At 27.3% G+C, this 16,511-nt stretch carries 17 protein-coding genes and 1 pseudogene; 4 read left to right on the top strand and 14 right to left on the bottom strand.

Annotated features, from left to right (window positions below):
- Window positions 1-18: 18 nt before the first annotated feature.
- Window positions 19-408: a hypothetical protein gene (locus tag ACH36K_RS09525; protein ID WP_411167400.1), complete on the top strand. Its 390-nt coding sequence runs from the start codon at window positions 19-21 to the stop codon at window positions 406-408.
- Window positions 409-766: 358 nt separating this feature from the next.
- On the opposite strand, the gene ACH36K_RS09520 is transcribed toward ACH36K_RS09525, so the two are convergent.
- From ACH36K_RS09520 to ACH36K_RS09510, 3 genes are all read right to left on the bottom strand, one after another.
- Complete coding sequence (locus tag ACH36K_RS09520; protein WP_411167399.1) at window positions 767-1,387, bottom strand: VanZ family protein; 621 nt, start codon at window positions 1,385-1,387, stop codon at window positions 767-769.
- A 395-nt stretch (window positions 1,388-1,782) separates the two neighbouring features.
- Entirely contained in the window at window positions 1,783-3,009 is a 1,227-nt protein-coding gene (locus tag ACH36K_RS09515) for an amidohydrolase family protein (RefSeq protein ID WP_411167398.1), read from the bottom strand.
- A gap of 8 nt (window positions 3,010-3,017) precedes the next feature.
- Window positions 3,018-4,088 (bottom strand): hypothetical protein, encoded by a 1,071-nt coding sequence (locus tag ACH36K_RS09510; RefSeq protein ID WP_411167397.1) that lies wholly within the window; start codon window positions 4,086-4,088, stop codon window positions 3,018-3,020.
- 269 nt (window positions 4,089-4,357) lie between these two features.
- Between ACH36K_RS09510 and ACH36K_RS09505 the strand changes: the two genes are divergently transcribed.
- Window positions 4,358-4,531 carry a DUF6440 family protein gene (locus ACH36K_RS09505; RefSeq protein WP_411167396.1) on the top strand — a complete coding sequence of 58 codons (174 nt, stop codon included), beginning with the start codon at window positions 4,358-4,360 and terminating at the stop codon, window positions 4,529-4,531.
- Window positions 4,532-4,702: 171 nt separating this feature from the next.
- Window positions 4,703-4,873, top strand: a complete 171-nt coding sequence (locus tag ACH36K_RS09500) for a hypothetical protein (RefSeq protein ID WP_322413194.1) — start codon at window positions 4,703-4,705, stop codon at window positions 4,871-4,873.
- 134 nt (window positions 4,874-5,007) lie between these two features.
- Here the strand turns inward: ACH36K_RS09500 and ACH36K_RS09495 are convergent, their stop codons facing one another.
- From ACH36K_RS09495 to ACH36K_RS09450, 10 genes and pseudogenes are all read right to left on the bottom strand, one after another.
- Window positions 5,008-5,538 carry a GNAT family N-acetyltransferase gene (locus tag ACH36K_RS09495; RefSeq protein ID WP_411167395.1) on the bottom strand — a complete coding sequence of 177 codons (531 nt, stop codon included), beginning with the start codon at window positions 5,536-5,538 and terminating at the stop codon, window positions 5,008-5,010.
- Between the two features lie 214 nt (window positions 5,539-5,752).
- Window positions 5,753-7,168, bottom strand: coding sequence for a sensor histidine kinase (locus ACH36K_RS09490; protein ID WP_411167394.1), 1,416 nt, complete (start codon window positions 7,166-7,168; stop codon window positions 5,753-5,755).
- Window position 7,169: 1 nt separating this feature from the next.
- A complete protein-coding gene (locus ACH36K_RS09485) occupies window positions 7,170-7,877 on the bottom strand; it encodes a response regulator transcription factor (RefSeq protein WP_411167393.1) in 708 nt (235 codons plus the stop codon).
- A 48-nt stretch (window positions 7,878-7,925) separates the two neighbouring features.
- Window positions 7,926-8,639, bottom strand: a complete 714-nt coding sequence (locus tag ACH36K_RS09480; protein ID WP_411167392.1) for an ABC transporter permease — start codon at window positions 8,637-8,639, stop codon at window positions 7,926-7,928.
- A gap of 14 nt (window positions 8,640-8,653) precedes the next feature.
- A complete protein-coding gene (locus tag ACH36K_RS09475) occupies window positions 8,654-9,400 on the bottom strand; it encodes an ABC transporter permease (protein WP_411167391.1) in 747 nt (248 codons plus the stop codon).
- Complete coding sequence (locus ACH36K_RS09470) at window positions 9,394-10,314, bottom strand: ABC transporter ATP-binding protein (RefSeq protein ID WP_411167390.1); 921 nt, start codon at window positions 10,312-10,314, stop codon at window positions 9,394-9,396. Before ACH36K_RS09470 ends, ACH36K_RS09475 begins: the two co-directional genes overlap by 7 nt.
- A gap of 177 nt (window positions 10,315-10,491) precedes the next feature.
- On the bottom strand, window positions 10,492-10,695 hold the full coding sequence (locus tag ACH36K_RS09465) for a hypothetical protein (protein ID WP_411167389.1): 204 nt from the start codon (window positions 10,693-10,695) through the stop codon (window positions 10,492-10,494).
- 94 nt (window positions 10,696-10,789) lie between these two features.
- Complete coding sequence (locus ACH36K_RS09460; RefSeq protein WP_411167388.1) at window positions 10,790-13,174, bottom strand: HAD-IC family P-type ATPase; 2,385 nt, start codon at window positions 13,172-13,174, stop codon at window positions 10,790-10,792.
- Window positions 13,175-13,407: 233 nt separating this feature from the next.
- The gene (locus tag ACH36K_RS09455; protein WP_411167387.1) at window positions 13,408-14,451 is read right to left on the bottom strand and encodes a serine hydrolase domain-containing protein; all 1,044 of its coding nucleotides are present in this window, start codon (window positions 14,449-14,451) and stop codon (window positions 13,408-13,410) included.
- 62 nt (window positions 14,452-14,513) lie between these two features.
- Window positions 14,514-14,786: pseudogene (locus tag ACH36K_RS09450) on the bottom strand (GNAT family N-acetyltransferase); the annotation flags it as partial.
- 409 nt (window positions 14,787-15,195) lie between these two features.
- Here ACH36K_RS09450 and ACH36K_RS09445 point away from each other — a divergent pair.
- The gene (locus ACH36K_RS09445) at window positions 15,196-15,894 is read left to right on the top strand and encodes an SDR family oxidoreductase (protein ID WP_411167386.1); all 699 of its coding nucleotides are present in this window, start codon (window positions 15,196-15,198) and stop codon (window positions 15,892-15,894) included.
- Between the two features lie 109 nt (window positions 15,895-16,003).
- Here the strand turns inward: ACH36K_RS09445 and ACH36K_RS09440 are convergent, their stop codons facing one another.
- The gene (locus ACH36K_RS09440) at window positions 16,004-16,492 is read right to left on the bottom strand and encodes a CarD family transcriptional regulator (protein ID WP_411167385.1); all 489 of its coding nucleotides are present in this window, start codon (window positions 16,490-16,492) and stop codon (window positions 16,004-16,006) included.
- Between the last annotated feature and the right edge of the window lie 19 nt (window positions 16,493-16,511).

Raw genomic sequence — 16,511 nt, 5'->3', positions numbered from 1 at the left:
TTGAAATGAGGAGATATATTGAATAAAACTACACTTGTTAACTTTAGTAAAATTATTTTTAGCTTATTTATAATTTCCACTATAGCTATGTTATTTATTGTGTATAAAAATATTAATCATCCATTAGCCACAAACTTTGGAATTTATTATTTATATTTAACATTTTTTGTAGTTATATTTACTCCTATAATAGTTATTATTAAGATTAGAAAATTAAAATGGATAGAAATAAAAAATAGATTAATTAAATTTATTGCTTTATTTATTTTATTAGGATCCTTGAACTTAATTCTTGATTACTTTTTTAAACCTGGCGATATAGATTTAGTTAAAAATCTAACTTTAGCCTTTGGTTTTTCATTTGGAATATCATTTTTAAATGTTTTATTCCTAAGTAAGAAAGATTAGATTATTACCTCATTATTTATATGGTTAAATGAAAATAGTATCAATATTAAGTAATTATTGATACTTTTTTATTAAATAATAGTTTATTACCTTATTCTTTATAGAAAAACATGTGTAATTATTATTTCATCGAATAATTAAAATATTATTTCCTATAGGTAAAAAAATAGTTAGTAAAACTACCTCTAGTCTACTAACTACTTTCCTAATATCACTTTTGTTAAACTAAATTTAAAAATATTGTATAGATGTCTTGTTCTTCTTTTATTTTTTAATAATTATAATTAATCACACTGGTGAAAATTATACCATTTATAATCTATATAAAATATTAAAAGAATAGCTTTTATCCTTTTCCCTAACTTAAAAATGTACTTATAATTGCAATTATACTGTACAGATAGGATTCTAATTTAATAATTACGCTATCATTAGAAGCACTTTTAACTACTGTCTTATTAGAAAGCTTATTAAAAATCTTACTCATAATATTAAAAATAAACCATCCGCAAATAGTTCCTATGGCATTCATTATTAAATCATTAATATCTGATGCACGAAATGGAATAAATAATTGACCAATTTCGATAATAATTGAAAATAATATTCCTGCAAATAATGTCGGTAATAATGTTCTATACTTTTCCCATAATGTTGGTAATAAGAATCCAAATGGCATAAAAAATATTATATTAAGTATAGCTGAAATTTCAAGTCCATCGTTAAAAGGTAATAAATTTATAGTAGGATTAAATATTGGCTTATTTGATGCTAAAAGTCTTTGCCATTCACTTAAAGAAGGAAACCCTACTACCTCTTTTAATGCAATCATAAGATATAACATAAATAGATATCCAAAAAAGTAATGTTGCCATTCTATTTTCTTTTTAAGCTTATTACTATTTCTATTTAATAAAAAATTTAAAATAGTTATTAGAAAAATTGACATTATCATTGATATCATATAACTTTTCATCATAATAATTTTCTCTTCCCCCGTTAATATTCAATTAAAAAGTAATTCAAAGAACTCTTTTTACTCATTTTAGATTTTTAAACATATTATACCATTTATTTAGCGAGTATTCTAGAAGGTTTCTCCAAAAGTAATTTTATTATAATATATTTTACCTACCATTTTACTACAATTGTTATTTATAGATATTAATATTATAATTTAGAAAAATATCTAAAATAAAAGGAGGTATGCTTATTGTTCTTTTATTTTATTAAATTTAATTTTCATCCTAAAATAAAAAAGCTATCATTTCTCATATTACTGTGAAATAATAGCTTTTAATCTTTAGCTCTGTTAGACATTTTTGTTGATATGATAGTTACGTAATCACATATGATGGAATTTTAATATCTGACCTATCTATTCTCCCTATCTACAACGCATTGTCCTTCATAAAATACTTTTATAATATCTTTAGTATCTGTAATATCTAATCCAGGAATACCTCTACTTGCAATAAAGTTTGCTTTCATTCCAATTTTTAATGCTCCGATTTTATCTTCTAATCCTAAAACTTTAGCTCCATTTAAGGTTATTAATGATAAATTTTCATTTTCATCTAATCCTAAGTTTTTTAATATTATCATTGATGGATTTGATATTTTCATTAATACTTCTGGTCCTTTTGGATTATCATCATTAAAGTTCAACCATGGCAAGCCAGTATATGGAGGTAAATATGAATCTGTCGCTATTGCAACAAGTATTCCTTCCTTAACCATACTTGCAATTTCTTCTGGTAAGTTTGGTGTTAAATGTGTTCCTCCTAATGGAGTTGCAACAATACTAATATTTAAATCTTTTACTTTTTTCATTAAATCTTTAGTTATTCCATGGCCATGATGTATAATATCCATTTTAGCTTCTAAAGCCATTTCTATTCCTTCTACTCCAGCTACATGACAGCCTATTTTCTTTCCTTTTTTATGGAACATTTCTACTATTTTATTTATTTCCTCTTGTGTATAAATTATTTCCCCTGCTCTTGGAACTAATTTTTCTTTTAAATTAGCAGGAGTTGCATTAATAAAGATATTTTCTCCTGGATACTCACTTTCTTCAATTAGCTTTTCTATTATTTCTTCATTAGTAAGAGTACTTTTATCAACTGTATTTTTTCCTGTTATAGATGTTAAATTTACTAGATTTTTAAAACCAATTGTTATGCTATTAGTTGAAAATACTATATCTATAGGTAGTTTTTTCACTCTTTCTTTATACTTATTTAAATTTATTTCATACATTGGTGAGCCACAAATTTGTTCCCCAAAGGCTGTAATTCCTGACATTAATCCATTTAAAATTAAAGCTTCTTGTGCTATTTCATAAGTAACTTCAGTTACTGGATAAACTGTTGATGGTGCATATTCAAACAAATGTGTATGACAATCTACAAGTGATGGTGTAATTACTAAATCTTTAAAATCCATTATTTCTAAATTTTTATATTTTAATTTAATACTATTGAAATCTCCTATATCTTCTATAATTCCATCACTTACTAAAAAAGCTCCATTATATAACGTTCCTAAATCACTTACTGTAATAATTTTATTTGATTTAACTATATATTTATTATCCATATAAACCTCTAAATAATTATTGGTGTTAAAAGTAATCCTATAATTAAACAGCTTATAATTCTAATAGCTGTACCTAATAAAGCTGCAAATAAGGCATCCCTTTCATTTAAATCTGAATTTTCCTTCCAAGTAACTGGTATCTGTCCAAATATCACTGATAATGGTAATCCTGAATTAGCAAGTACAAATCCTCCTACTACAAGAGCTGGTGCTATATTACTCATTTCACTTAGTTGAGCCATTGCCAGTGTGGGACTAGCAAGTATTGATACTATACCTGTAGCTGGTTCTATACTTAAGCCTTGTAATACTGTATTCATAAAGCTTTCAATTAATGACCAAATTCCGAAAAAATCAAGAACTCCAATTATAGTAAATACAGCTGCTACTGCTGGAATAATAACTAAAAATAATAGATGAGCTCCTTCTTTTGCAGAACTAAAAATAGTATCTAATATCTTTGTTTCTGGAGTGAATCTTGGTAATTCTTCTAATTCTACTGCTTTAGTATCCCTATAAACAGTTTTTGATAAGATAATTGGAACTAAAACTATAGGTAAAAATATACTAACTATCACTAAAGGTAATGCTGATATACCAAACTTAGTTAAAACAACTATACCTAACACAAGTGTTGCAAAGGATTGAGGTGATTGAATCATTGTAGCTATAGCAATTTTTTGCTCTGCCTTTGTAGCTTTTGCCTTAATTAAAACTGGACCAGCTATAGCCCCTGCTGCATTTATATCACCTAAAACATTATATATACTAGGAATAATTACAGATGGATTTATTTTAAAGACCTTCATTATTGGAATAAAAATTCTAATTAGTGCATCTGTAAATCCTAATCTCTCTAAGATTCTACCTACTATTACACTTATGATAATTGCTACACCAACCTCACTTAATAGAAATACATTTACTACTATTGGGAATACCTGTTTTGTAATACTATCGAATAAACCTGATATAGATTCTGGAGATACTAAAAGAGTTATAAAGGATAAAATAACTAATGCTAGACCTAATATTTCAATACCTCTCCACTTCTTCCTAGAATTCTTGTTTAATTCCATTTTCTATTCTCCTAATATTTTTGTGTAATATATAATATTAGGAATCTACGAAATTGTTTACCTTAGTTTGTAATGTCTAATAATCAACCTCTTCTTTGTAAAGTAAAATATTTAGTCATAGCCACTAAAGTTTTATTGTATATAAATTGTAAAATTGTTTTAAATTTACTTTTACTGCTATATAATAGATATATGGTCTAATAATTCCTCATTGTATATGGCTATAACTTATAAAAGTATCAAAAAATTTAAATTTAGGAGGTAATTTTATGAGGCAAGATAAAAGATTTGAAATTGTATCTACACAAGGAGCTATAGAAAGTTATAGAGTAATAGTTGATAAAGAAACTGGTGTTAATTACTTATATGTTAGCAATGGGACTTCTGGTGGATTAACTGTTTTACTAGACTCTGAAGGAAAACCAATCATAACAAAAAAATAAATAATGACTCTTAATCTTTAAGTTGTTTTACACAAAACTATATATAATTTATATTTAAAAATATTGAAATTTATTATAATATAAGACAAGCTATTATATAATTAATATATATTAAGAAAATCGTTAGATAGGTATAATTAAATTATACTTATAGATTGGGGGTAAATTAAAATGGATGAAAGTGGTAATACTGTAGTGAAAGAGACTATTAAAAAAGGAATTTCTTTCGGTTCTTGTTTAGCAATGATTATATCTTATACTGCATGGAAATCAATACCTTGGGCAATTTTTCACGGTATTCTAAGTTGGGTGTATGTTATTTATTACTGGATTACATATTAATAATATAGATTGTGTTAGATAAAGGTGTTGTTTAAGAGAAGTCATCTTGACTTCTCTTAATTGGTATAATAAAAGAACCCTATTTCTAGAGTTCAATATTGATTAGTTTATTTTCTTGACTATTTTAAATCATACTACTTACACCATTCTTTCTTCAATATAGCATATTCGTATGTATCAAGCCATATAGGCTCACCATTAATATCAGTTTTAAAATATATATTTTTCAAAAGCAACCCCTCACGTCTCATGTGTAAGCGTTCAAGTAGTTTCCAAGAATGTTCATTCTTTGGGCTACACATTGCTATAATACGTCTCGCTCCTAAATGTTCAAAGGCATAATTAAGTAATGCTTTTGCACTCTCTGCTGCATAACCTTGCCCTTGGTACTTCCTATTAAACACATATCCTAATTCCCATGTATCAAAGTCTCCTTCATCCAAATATAAGTTTCCAATTAACTTTCCACTTTCTTTTAAGCAAACTGCATAAAAAGACTCATCATTTGATCTTCTAATTGTCTCTTCCTTAGCCTGATTTTCTGAATAAACATCATATGGTTCGAATTTAACAACTTCTTCATCTGACAAGTATTCATATAAATCCTGCCAGTCATTTTTTTGAAACTTTCTAATAATTAATCTATCTATAACTATGTTTTCCATTCTAATCTCCCTTATTATCTATAGGAGAATGTACCTCCTACAATTTGTTTCCTCAATAAAAATTTCTGCTTTCATATCAAGTTCCTCCTTTCCCTAAAATTTAATCTATATATATTAATAGATTACTAAATAAAATATAACTGATTCTACTTCTTAACTAAAATTAAATAGTTAAGAAGTAAAGAACATTTATATTACAATTATATCATCAACTTCAAAATAATGTATATAACGAAGCTAAATATATTGTTATCTTCGTTCCTGATCCTACTTTACTTTCAATATCAATACTTCCACTATGCCAAGCTATAACTTCTTTAGCTATTGCCATTCCAAGTCCTGATCCTTTAGATGATGAGCTTGTGGTTACACCTCTATAATATCTATCGAAGATATTTCTTAAATCCTCTTCTCTTATTCCTTGTCCGTTATCTTCTATTACTATTTTTATATGTTCTTCTTCTTTTAAAATAGATATATCAACTATAGTATCTTTAGAATTATGCTCTAATGAATTAATTACAAGATTATTTAATGCTCTTTTTAAATACTTTTTATCACAATTTAATAGTATTTTTTCATCATCATAATTAAAGTTTATTTCTCTTTCGCTATACTTACTATTATTTAATAAATCTATTATAATTTCCTGAGATAAAGCTACTATATTCTCTTCTTTAAAACTAATTGGTAGTACTTTATTTTTTAATTTGTAAATTAAGGATAAATCATTAACTAATTCTTGAATATACTCACTATTGTCTAAAATACTACTACCATACCTTTTAGCATCTTCAATATTTATTTCATATGCATCACCTTTTAGAAGTTCTGCATACCCCTTAATTGAGCTTAGTGGAGTTTTTAAGTCATGACTGATATTAGCTATCCATTCTTCCTTTGCTTTATCTACTTCTTTACGATGAATTTCATTTTCCTTTAAAATAACAGATAAATCATTTATATTTTCACTTACTTCTTTATATATTCCTTGCTTATTTTTCTTATCTTTATATATTCCATTTTTTAAATCATCAATATCCTCAACTACTGATACCATTGGTTTAACTAAATTCTTACTGAAGATATAGGATACAATAATCATTACAATTAAAGCAAAAACTATAATTGCTATATGATACTTTAGACTTTCTTCTGTAAAAGTCATCTTAACTTTAAAAATCTTATTTATTGGTAATCCAACTAATAATGTATAGCTTTCATTTCCACTAACTATATTACTTGTTGAAATAGTAGTAGGTGCCTTACTTTCCCATGGGTTTTGTATAAATTCTATTAAATCTGCTGTTAAATAGCTACTTGGTACATTTTCTGGTTTATTTACTTCATATACTTCATTATTTTCTTTGTTTAAAACTTGTATCCAAATATTATTTTCTATTAATGTATCAATATTTTTATCATCTAAATTAAATTCATTATCTCTCTCTAAATCTTCTATATATGTTTCTACAAACTCTGAAGGTCTAAATGATACGCTAAATAGTTTTTCTCCAAATGTTATATTACTATTATATATTACTAAATTTAGCACTATATAAACTGTCATAGTTATATAATAAACTAATACCATAGATATTAGTAATTTTATCGTTAATTTTACTTTCATATTAATCAACTAGCTTATAGCCAATCCCCTTTAATGTTTTTATATGCTTTGGATCACTTGGATTATCTTCTAGCTTTTCTCTTAAATGTCTTATATGAACCATAATGGTGTTATCATAACCATCATAATCATATCCCCAAATTTCCTCACATAGTGAACTTTTACTAAATACTTTGTTCTTATTTTTTGCAAGATATAAAATTAGTGAATATTCCTTTGCAGTTAGTGATATATTTTCTCCTCGCTTTTTTACTTCTCCTGTATCTTCGTTTATAGATATATCGCCAAATACATATATCTTTTCTTTTTTTGTTTCACTGATGATATTTCCTCTTTTTAACTGTGATTTTACTCTAAGTACAACTTCTTTAATATTAAATGGCTTAGTTACATAGTCATCTCCACCAGCTTCTAACCCTTTAATTTTTTCTTCATCCTCACCCTTTGCTGTTAAAAAAATTATTGGACACATTGAAAATTTTCTAATTCTATCACAAACTTTGTATCCATCTATATCAGGTAAATTAACATCTAAAATTATTATATCTGGATTTGTTTCTTTAGCTAATAAAATTGCATCTATTCCATTATCAGCCTCATATATTTCCTTAAATCCTTCTTTGATAAATACTTCTTTTAATAATGATAATAATTCTCTTTCGTCATCTACTAGCATTATTTTTTTGTCTAATATTTCATCTATAGCCACGATAGTTCATCCCCCTTATCATTAGTTGTATTTTACCATAATTAGACTTTATTTTATATCTGATTTTGTAAAACTTATAAAATCTAAAGAGAACATTGCTAAAGATAATAGTATAGAAGCACCTAATATTATATATCTTTGTGAATTTGTTATGTTACCTCCAACTACCATCATGGAATATGTCCATGGAGCATAAACCCAAAAGCTACTTTGTGCAATAAATATATTTGTAATTAGCATAATAACTCCAGCAGATATTACTGGTATTATACTTGAAAAGTTTCTACCAATTATAAATAGTAAAATTATTATTGGTAATGTTGTAATAAAAATTTGTACTCCATAAGATAATATATTTAAATTAAAGCTTACGCTTTTGCTTATATAGAATCCTCCTAAGGTTGTGCAAACAATATATGATAATAATGAAGTAATTAAAGTAATTATCATTACCCTGTACTTAGAGAAATAAATACTACTTTTCTTAATAGGTAAAAGCATTAACTGTTTCCAGCCACTATTGTCATTTTCAACCTTTGTTATTACACATGCTGTATATATATTTAGTAGTGGTAAAAGTAGTGACAAATAAGCAACTGATGAAAATACTAATATTGCTTCTGAAGGATTTAGTCCACCTACAGAGCTTAAGTTTTGTGCTTGCTTTACAACTATTAATATTATTGGTATTGGAAGAAGTAACGCCATAAATAATAATGAGCTCTTTTTAATTTTTAATAATTCTACTTTTAATAATTCCATTTCTATACCTCCACCTAATAAACTTCCTTATTATTAAAATATCTTTTTATCAATAAGGAACCTATAAAAATTATAACAGCTGATATAATTAAAACTAAAGTTATTTCATCTCTACCTTGAGTTATTGAAAGTAATGAAAAACCATAAGGATTAATATTTTTAATAAAGTTTTCACTATAGTATAAATTTGAAGAAACAATACTTAACACTGCAGCTATACCTAAGGATACAAGTAAGTTCTTATTTTTTATATTTAAGAATAAATGTATAACCATTATTACTAATGATGCTATTAACTGTATAGCAAACATAACTATAAAAAATCTCCAAGGTATAGGCTCTTGAAACTTAAATATTTTACCTACTGCTATTAAAGAGAAAATATTTAATAATAACATTACTATAGAATAAAAACTTGCTACTATATATTTTGATAGTAAAATATTTGTTCTCTTTATTGGTTGAGTTAATAAAAATGTCCAAGAATTATTTTTATATTCACTTTCAAATACTGTTGCTAAAATCAACGCTGCAAATATAGGCATAAAGTCATTAAAATATAACATTCTTTGCTCCTTTATTAAAACTTGCCATGATGTTAAGCCATTTTCAATTGCTTTTGGTAATAGCCAACTTTCATATCTTATTAATAAATCTACACCTAAAAGCACAGATACTCCTAAAGGAATAGCTAGTACAAATAAAATAACTAGATTTCTTTTTTCCTTAGCAAATTCGTTTTTTATTAAACTTATTAGCATGCTTCACCCTCCTTAGTTAATCCTAAGAATATTTCTTCCAAAGAGCTTTTTTCTTCTGATAAATAATTCAATGCATATCCTGCCATAACAAGTTCTTTGCAAATTGTAGATGCAGATACATTATTTCCTTTAACCTTTAACTTACCACTTTCTTCATTAACTCTATAACCTCTTGAAACTAATAGCTTACATACTAAGTCATTTTCCTCATCATTTTCTATACCTATTAATACTTCATTAGTTGAATTTTTCTTTAAATTATTTAAAGAGCCTTGATATAGTAACTTTCCTTTATTTATTACAGCAACTTCAGTAGCAACTAATTCAATTTCACTTAATATATGACTAGAAATTATTATAGTAATATTTTTTTCTTTAGCTAAGTATTTTATTAAATTTCTTATTTCTATAATTCCAGCTGGATCTAGACCATTTGTAGGCTCGTCTAATATTAAAAGCTTTGGATTTCCCATAAGAGCTTGTGCTATTCCTAACCTTTGCTTCATACCTAGTGAAAACTCTCTAACTTTCTTATTTCTAGCATCCCATAAATTCACTAGCTTTAACTTCTTTTCTATTTCTTCTTTATTTACTTTTAATACTCTTCTTAATATATCTAGATTTTCATAAGCTGTTAAATGACCATAATATGATGGACTTTCAACTAAAGCTCCTATATCCTTTAATATTTCTTCTCTATTATTTCTTATTGATTTTCCAAAAACACTAATTTCTCCACTAGTAGGCTTTACTAGCCCTAGTATCATTTTTATTGTTGTAGATTTTCCTGCACCATTTGGTCCTAAAAACCCATAAACCTCTCCTTCTCTAACCTTTAAATTTACATTATCAACGCTATTTGCATTATTAAATTTTTTAACTAAATTTTCTGTTTTAACAATATATTGACTCATAATTACTCTCCTCTTCAACTTTATGAGTTAATTATAAGTTACTAACCTTAATGTAAATTTTAGGTTACCTTAATTCTAGCTTAATTTTAAGACTCTATTAGATTAAAATGTTGATTTGTAAAACCAAATAAGGTAGTCAATATTGACTACCTTATTTTAATTAGAACTTAATTATCTTTAATTAAATCTATATGGATTTTTCTTTTTCATTAAACAATAGCACATATATATACCCCAAACGATTATAAATACAAAAGAAATTCCTTCACAGAAGCCAAATGTAAAATCTGATAATGAACTCTTTAATATATGACTTAAAGATAAAATCAAGTAACCCAATGCTGAAAATAATAGCATTACAAACTGAAATCTTTTATTCATTTTACTAACCCCCATAAAATTATTATATATCATTCTACTAAATTATATGAATACTTCAAATAAATTGAAATTAATTTATTGCTTATTTAAATTACTAATATTTTTTATCTCCTATCTTCTTCACTATTCCTGTAATTAAAGTTATCAGTGGCCAAGATAATACTACTAAAAATAATGCTATAAACATAAATACACCACTTAAAGGAGTAAATATGAATACGTTTCTTGCTAAAGGAACTATAAAACTTATCATGAAAATGCCTATCATACTCACCACTAGAGTTAGTCTCCAAATATTTAAAGGATAAGCTACTCTAGCTAATACTACAAGACCTATTCCACCTGCCACTATTACAGATAATGTTCTGCATTCCTCTAATGAAAGGCCTGCAGTATATGTAAGAATAAATATGGTTACTGTACTTAATGCTATTACCACTCCATTAGGAATGGAAACTTGTAATATTCTCTTTAAAAATCCTTTTTCCACTCTATCCTTATTAGGTCCTAATGCTAAAAAGAAAGAAGGAATTCCTATGGAAATAGATCCTATAAGAGTTAGTTGTATTGGCATTATAGGGTAAGGAAGAAGTGCTATTGCAAATATAGTGGATAGGATTATAAAATTAATTGCCTTAGTTAAATACAACTCTGATACTTTTTCAATGTTATTTATCATCTTTCTTCCCTCTGACACTACTTCAGGTAAAGCACTAAAGTTAGAATCAAGCAAAACTAATTGAGCTACTGCCCTTGTTGCATCACTACCTGATGCCATAGCTATACCACAATCTGACTCCTTTAATGCTAATACATCATTAACCCCATCTCCAGTCATTGCAACTGTATGCCCCTTTGACTGAAGGGCTTTAACTAACGCTTTCTTCTGATGAGGAGTAACCCTTCCAAATACAGTGTTTTCCTCAACCACCTTAGCTAATTCCTCTTTGTCATCTGGCAAAGTTCTAGCATCAACATAATTTTTAGCTCCTAAGACTCCAGCTCTCTCTGCTACTGCAGCAACTGTAACTGGATTATCTCCAGAAATTATCTTTAAAGTAACTCCTTCTTTTCTAAAATACTCTAATGTTTTTGGAGCTTCTTCTCTAATTATATCCTCTATTAGTATAAGAGCTCCTTTCTCCATATTATTAGGTAACTTCTCACTTAATTCTTCTCCATTAAAGTTAGCTAATAATAATACTCTTCTTCCTTTTACTGCTTCTTCCTCAACCTGTTCTCTTATATCTTCGTATGAATCTCCTAAAATCATTTCTGGAGCCCCTAATACCCAATTTCCTTTATCTTCAATGGTTATTCCACTCCATTTTCTAGCTGATGAAAAAGGTACCTTTTTTAATATATTTAAGTTTGATGAAGTGCTATATCTTTCTAAAATTGCATGTTGAGTTGGATTTGTGTGAGGAAATGCATGAACTATAGCTGATAATACCTCGTCTATATCTTCCTTACCTCTTTCACCTAAGGCCACAACATCAATTAACTTTAAAGCTCCCTCTGTTATAGTCCCCGTTTTATCCAAACAAAGTACATCAACTCTAGCTAAAACCTCTGTAGCTGGCAGTTCTTGAACAAGAGTTTTCCACTTGGATAATCTAACTACGCCTACAACAAAAGTTAAGCTTGTTAATAATACCATTCCTTCTGGAACCATTCCAACTATTCCAGCTGTAGTCCCTATTACTGCTTCCTGCCAGCTTCTCTCACTAAAAAGAATTTGCGTTGTTACCAACAATCCTCCTATTGGAATTATTAACCACATTATTATTTTTAATATTTTATTTGTGGCTCCTTGAAGCTCTGAATTAATCAATTTAAATTTTCTTGCCTCATCTGCAAGTTTTGCGGCATATGTATTGGCTCCTACATTGCTTACTTTAGCATAACCCTCTCCTGCCACTACAAAGCTTCCTGATAGAAGATTACTACTTTCTTTTTTCCCAACAGAATCTGCTTCTCCAGTTAATAGTGATTCATCTACTTCAAATTCACTATCTTTAAGCACTATTCCATCTGCTACTATTTGATTTCCTGGAGTTAAAATCATTACATCATCTAAAACTAGTTCTTCTACATATATCTCCTTAGCCTCTCCATTCCTAATAACCTTAACCTTAGACATATTAAGTACAGAGAGCTTTTCTAGTATAGACTTTGCCCTAAGTTCTTGTATTATTCCTAATAAAGTATTACTTATTATAACTCCCGCAAAAAGTGCATTTTTAGGAGAACCTGCAGTTATTACAATTACTGCCAGCACTGCATTTATAGCATTAAAAAGAGTAAATAAGTTTGCCCTTATTATTTGTCCTATTGTCCTTGATGGTGCTTTAGGAAGTATATTTACCTGTCCTTTTTTAATTCTTTCCTGTACTTCTCCTTCGGTCAGACCTACAACTTTTGCCCCTAATTTGTCATTATTCACTGATTCATCCTGAGTTTCTAAATTTCTATCCATCTATCGCTTTAACTCCTTATTATAAAAACCTAAAATTAATACTTTTAATCTTTATTAACTTTAAATAATTCTATTTAACCATATATTAAATATACTTATCCTTTAAGAGGATTTTAATACAATGTAGTCACCTTAATTTCTTTGCTTTATAAATATTTTATATCATTAATCTTCACTTAACCTTAAAAACTTCTTAATTTTTACTTAAAATTTATTTTTAAAATAATTAATTCTTATTTTGCTGCCATTGCAAGTTGCATTGATATTCTAATAGGTAATGACGGACCTCCCATTTGATTTAAGTCACCTACAAAAAACAAATCCTTTTGAGGATAATAAAAAGCAAATGAACCTGTTGATCCTGTATGACCAACTAACTCACCTTCACCTGAAAAGAGCGTCACTACGCCACTCAAAGGAACTTGCATATATCCGCCTCCGTATCTAATTGGTCCCATTAAAAATTGTAACTTTCTATATATTGATAACTTGCCAAAAATAGCTTTGTTAAATAGTTTTCCTCCAAAGAATGCTTTGATAAATATCATCATTTCACTAGCAGTAGTAACACCTCCCCCACTTGATCCACAACAAGAAAGGTATTTAGGACGTTTCAATACTGTGTTTTTATAATAAATGTTAGGCACAACATTATCTTCATTTTCTATAAGATATGTTTTCTTTAGTCCCAAAGGGAAAAATATAAATTTCTCATATGCTTCCATTAGCGTAGTACCATTTACCCTTTCGACAATTTTACCTAACATATCAAAATTTATATCAGAGTAATAAGCTTTTCTCTTTGTTCTTGGTGCAAAGTGTGGTTTTACTTTCTTTATACACTCTACAGTTTCTTCAAATGTAATACAGAAATCCTTTTTTACTATTTTATTCTTCGTGGATGCTTTTCCCTCTTCAAATATATCTGGCAAACCGCTTGTTTGGAACATTAAATCTGATAATGTAAGATCAAAAGAGTATTCTTTCCCATAATAGACATGTAATCCCCTTAACATAGAATTGTTAAAATACTTTGTAATCTTATCATCAAGTGATAGCTTACCTTGTTCTTGTAATACTAAAATACAAGTAGTTGTAAATAATTTTGTAATGCTAGCCATTAAAAGTGGAGAATCTAATTCTTTTCCACCATAACTCTTACTAAATGAAAAGTCACCACTTGTATTTTCAATAAATAGCACACTTTCATGAATTTTTTTTAGGTTTGTAAATTTATTAAAGATTTTTTCAAACTTTTCTATTTTATTTATTTTCATAGACCCTCCTTTCAAGATTACATATACACTATATTAGGATTATATTCTTTATTATCTGTAAACTAATATAATTTAGCCATATAATATTCATCTACATACTTTCCATCAACTATCATAGAATTCTTTTTAATTCCTTCTACATTAAAACCATTTTTCTCATATAGATGTTTTGCACTAGTATTAGGATACATTACTGTTAACTCAAGTCTTGTAACAGAGTTGTCTTTTGCCCATACATCTAATTCTGAAAATAGTTTCTTGCCAATTCCTTTACCACGAAAAGCTTCACGAATACCAACAACAATATAAGCTGTATGTTTAATTCTTCTTGGTACTCATCTTTGAGCAGAAAGGAATCTTTACTTTACGAATATTCATTAATGCTACCTCCATTATAATTTTATTTTACTATATCTTATAATTATTTTTCTATTAAATTCCAAAAATTTCATCAATTATACCAATTATATATAAATTATTACGTTTTTAAAATTACTATTAAACATAAAATAAAGGAAGCTCTTTGGGGATTTTTCATTGTTATTAAATAAAAGCTTTGAAACTAGCTGCATATTTTGTAGGAATAAATTCAATAATTTCATAACTAGCTATTTTTTCTTTGTAAAATTGGTCTTCACTAATAGGTTTGATATAACTGAGACTTAGTATAAACATATTGATTCTATCATTTAAATGGGTTATTATAATGAAAAAAGTTATTCTCTATAAGAAAGGATTATAAATATGAGCAAAAATATTGTAGTTATAACAGGTGCTGGCAGTGGATTAGGTGCTGCATTAGCCAAAAAATATTCCAGTTTAGACTATCACGTATGTTTACTCGGTCGGACTAAATCAAAGCTTGAACAAACAGCAAAATTTTTAACTAACAGTTATTCTATTTATGAAGTAGATGTTACTTCAAAACAAATGGTATCTCAAATAATTCAATCTATACAAGATGATTTTGGATCAATTCATTTGCTTATTAATAACGCTGGCGTTGGATTTTTTGATTATGCAGAGAACTTGAGTGAAGATTCAATCCACCAAATGATTGATATTAATTTAAAAGGAACAATTTTTTGTACTCAAGAAGTGTTAAAAGGGATGAAAAAACATAATGAAGGAACAATTGTAAATATTGTTTCTACAGCTGGTAAAGAAGGAAAAATAACAGAATCCGTTTATTGTGCAAGTAAATTTGGTGTAAGGGGATTTACAGAGAGTCTAGCCCTAGAATTGAAAAAAACTTCTATTAATGTATTGGCTGTATACATGGGCGGTATGAAAACTGAGTTTTGGGATGGTGTATTTTCAGAGGAACAAGCCAAGAAATTAATGGACCCTAATGATATCGCGGATATTATCATTGATAATATTAAACCAAGAAAATATTTAGCTGTAACCGAAGTTGTTATTAAAAATCAAAAGGCTAATTGAGCTAAAAAAAGTAGTTACTAAAGCTAATAGATTTAGTAACTACCTCTCTTTTAATACTATATTTAGATATGTATTATAGACATTTGTATTTCTAGATTTATTAATGATATTAGATATTATTTTTAATATATTCTTGAACTTCATCAACATCAATATCTAAAACTATTGCTAATTCCTCATATAAATGCTTTCTTGCACTAATCATAATATCTTCATCAGTTTTATTAAGTTTTTTACCTAATAAATTTTTTTCATTTTCTTCTATTTTTATAGAGTTAATAACCTTTATAATTTCTTCATTATTTCCACTTTTAATAATAGATTTAAACTCTTCGTTTCTCCTTCTTGTATCCTCTATATCAATAGTCTCATTTTTAGAAATTCCTTCTATTAAATTCATTACTTCACTTTTTGTTAGGAGTTCTCTCATTAAAATTTTCTTATTATTTACAGGAATTTTAATAGTCATTTTATTATTATAAACTGGAGATAAAATATAATATTCTAACTCTTCATTTCTTGAAGAAACCTTTTCTATGTCTATAATTTTGCAAACACCGTTTGAACCATATACAACATAATCATTTATTTCAAACATAAATTTCCCTCCTTATATA

This window comes from Clostridium sp. MB05, from assembly GCF_046581255.1.
Classification (GTDB): domain Bacteria; phylum Bacillota; class Clostridia; order Clostridiales; family Clostridiaceae; genus Clostridium.
This window is presented reverse-complemented; position numbering and strand designations above follow the sequence as displayed.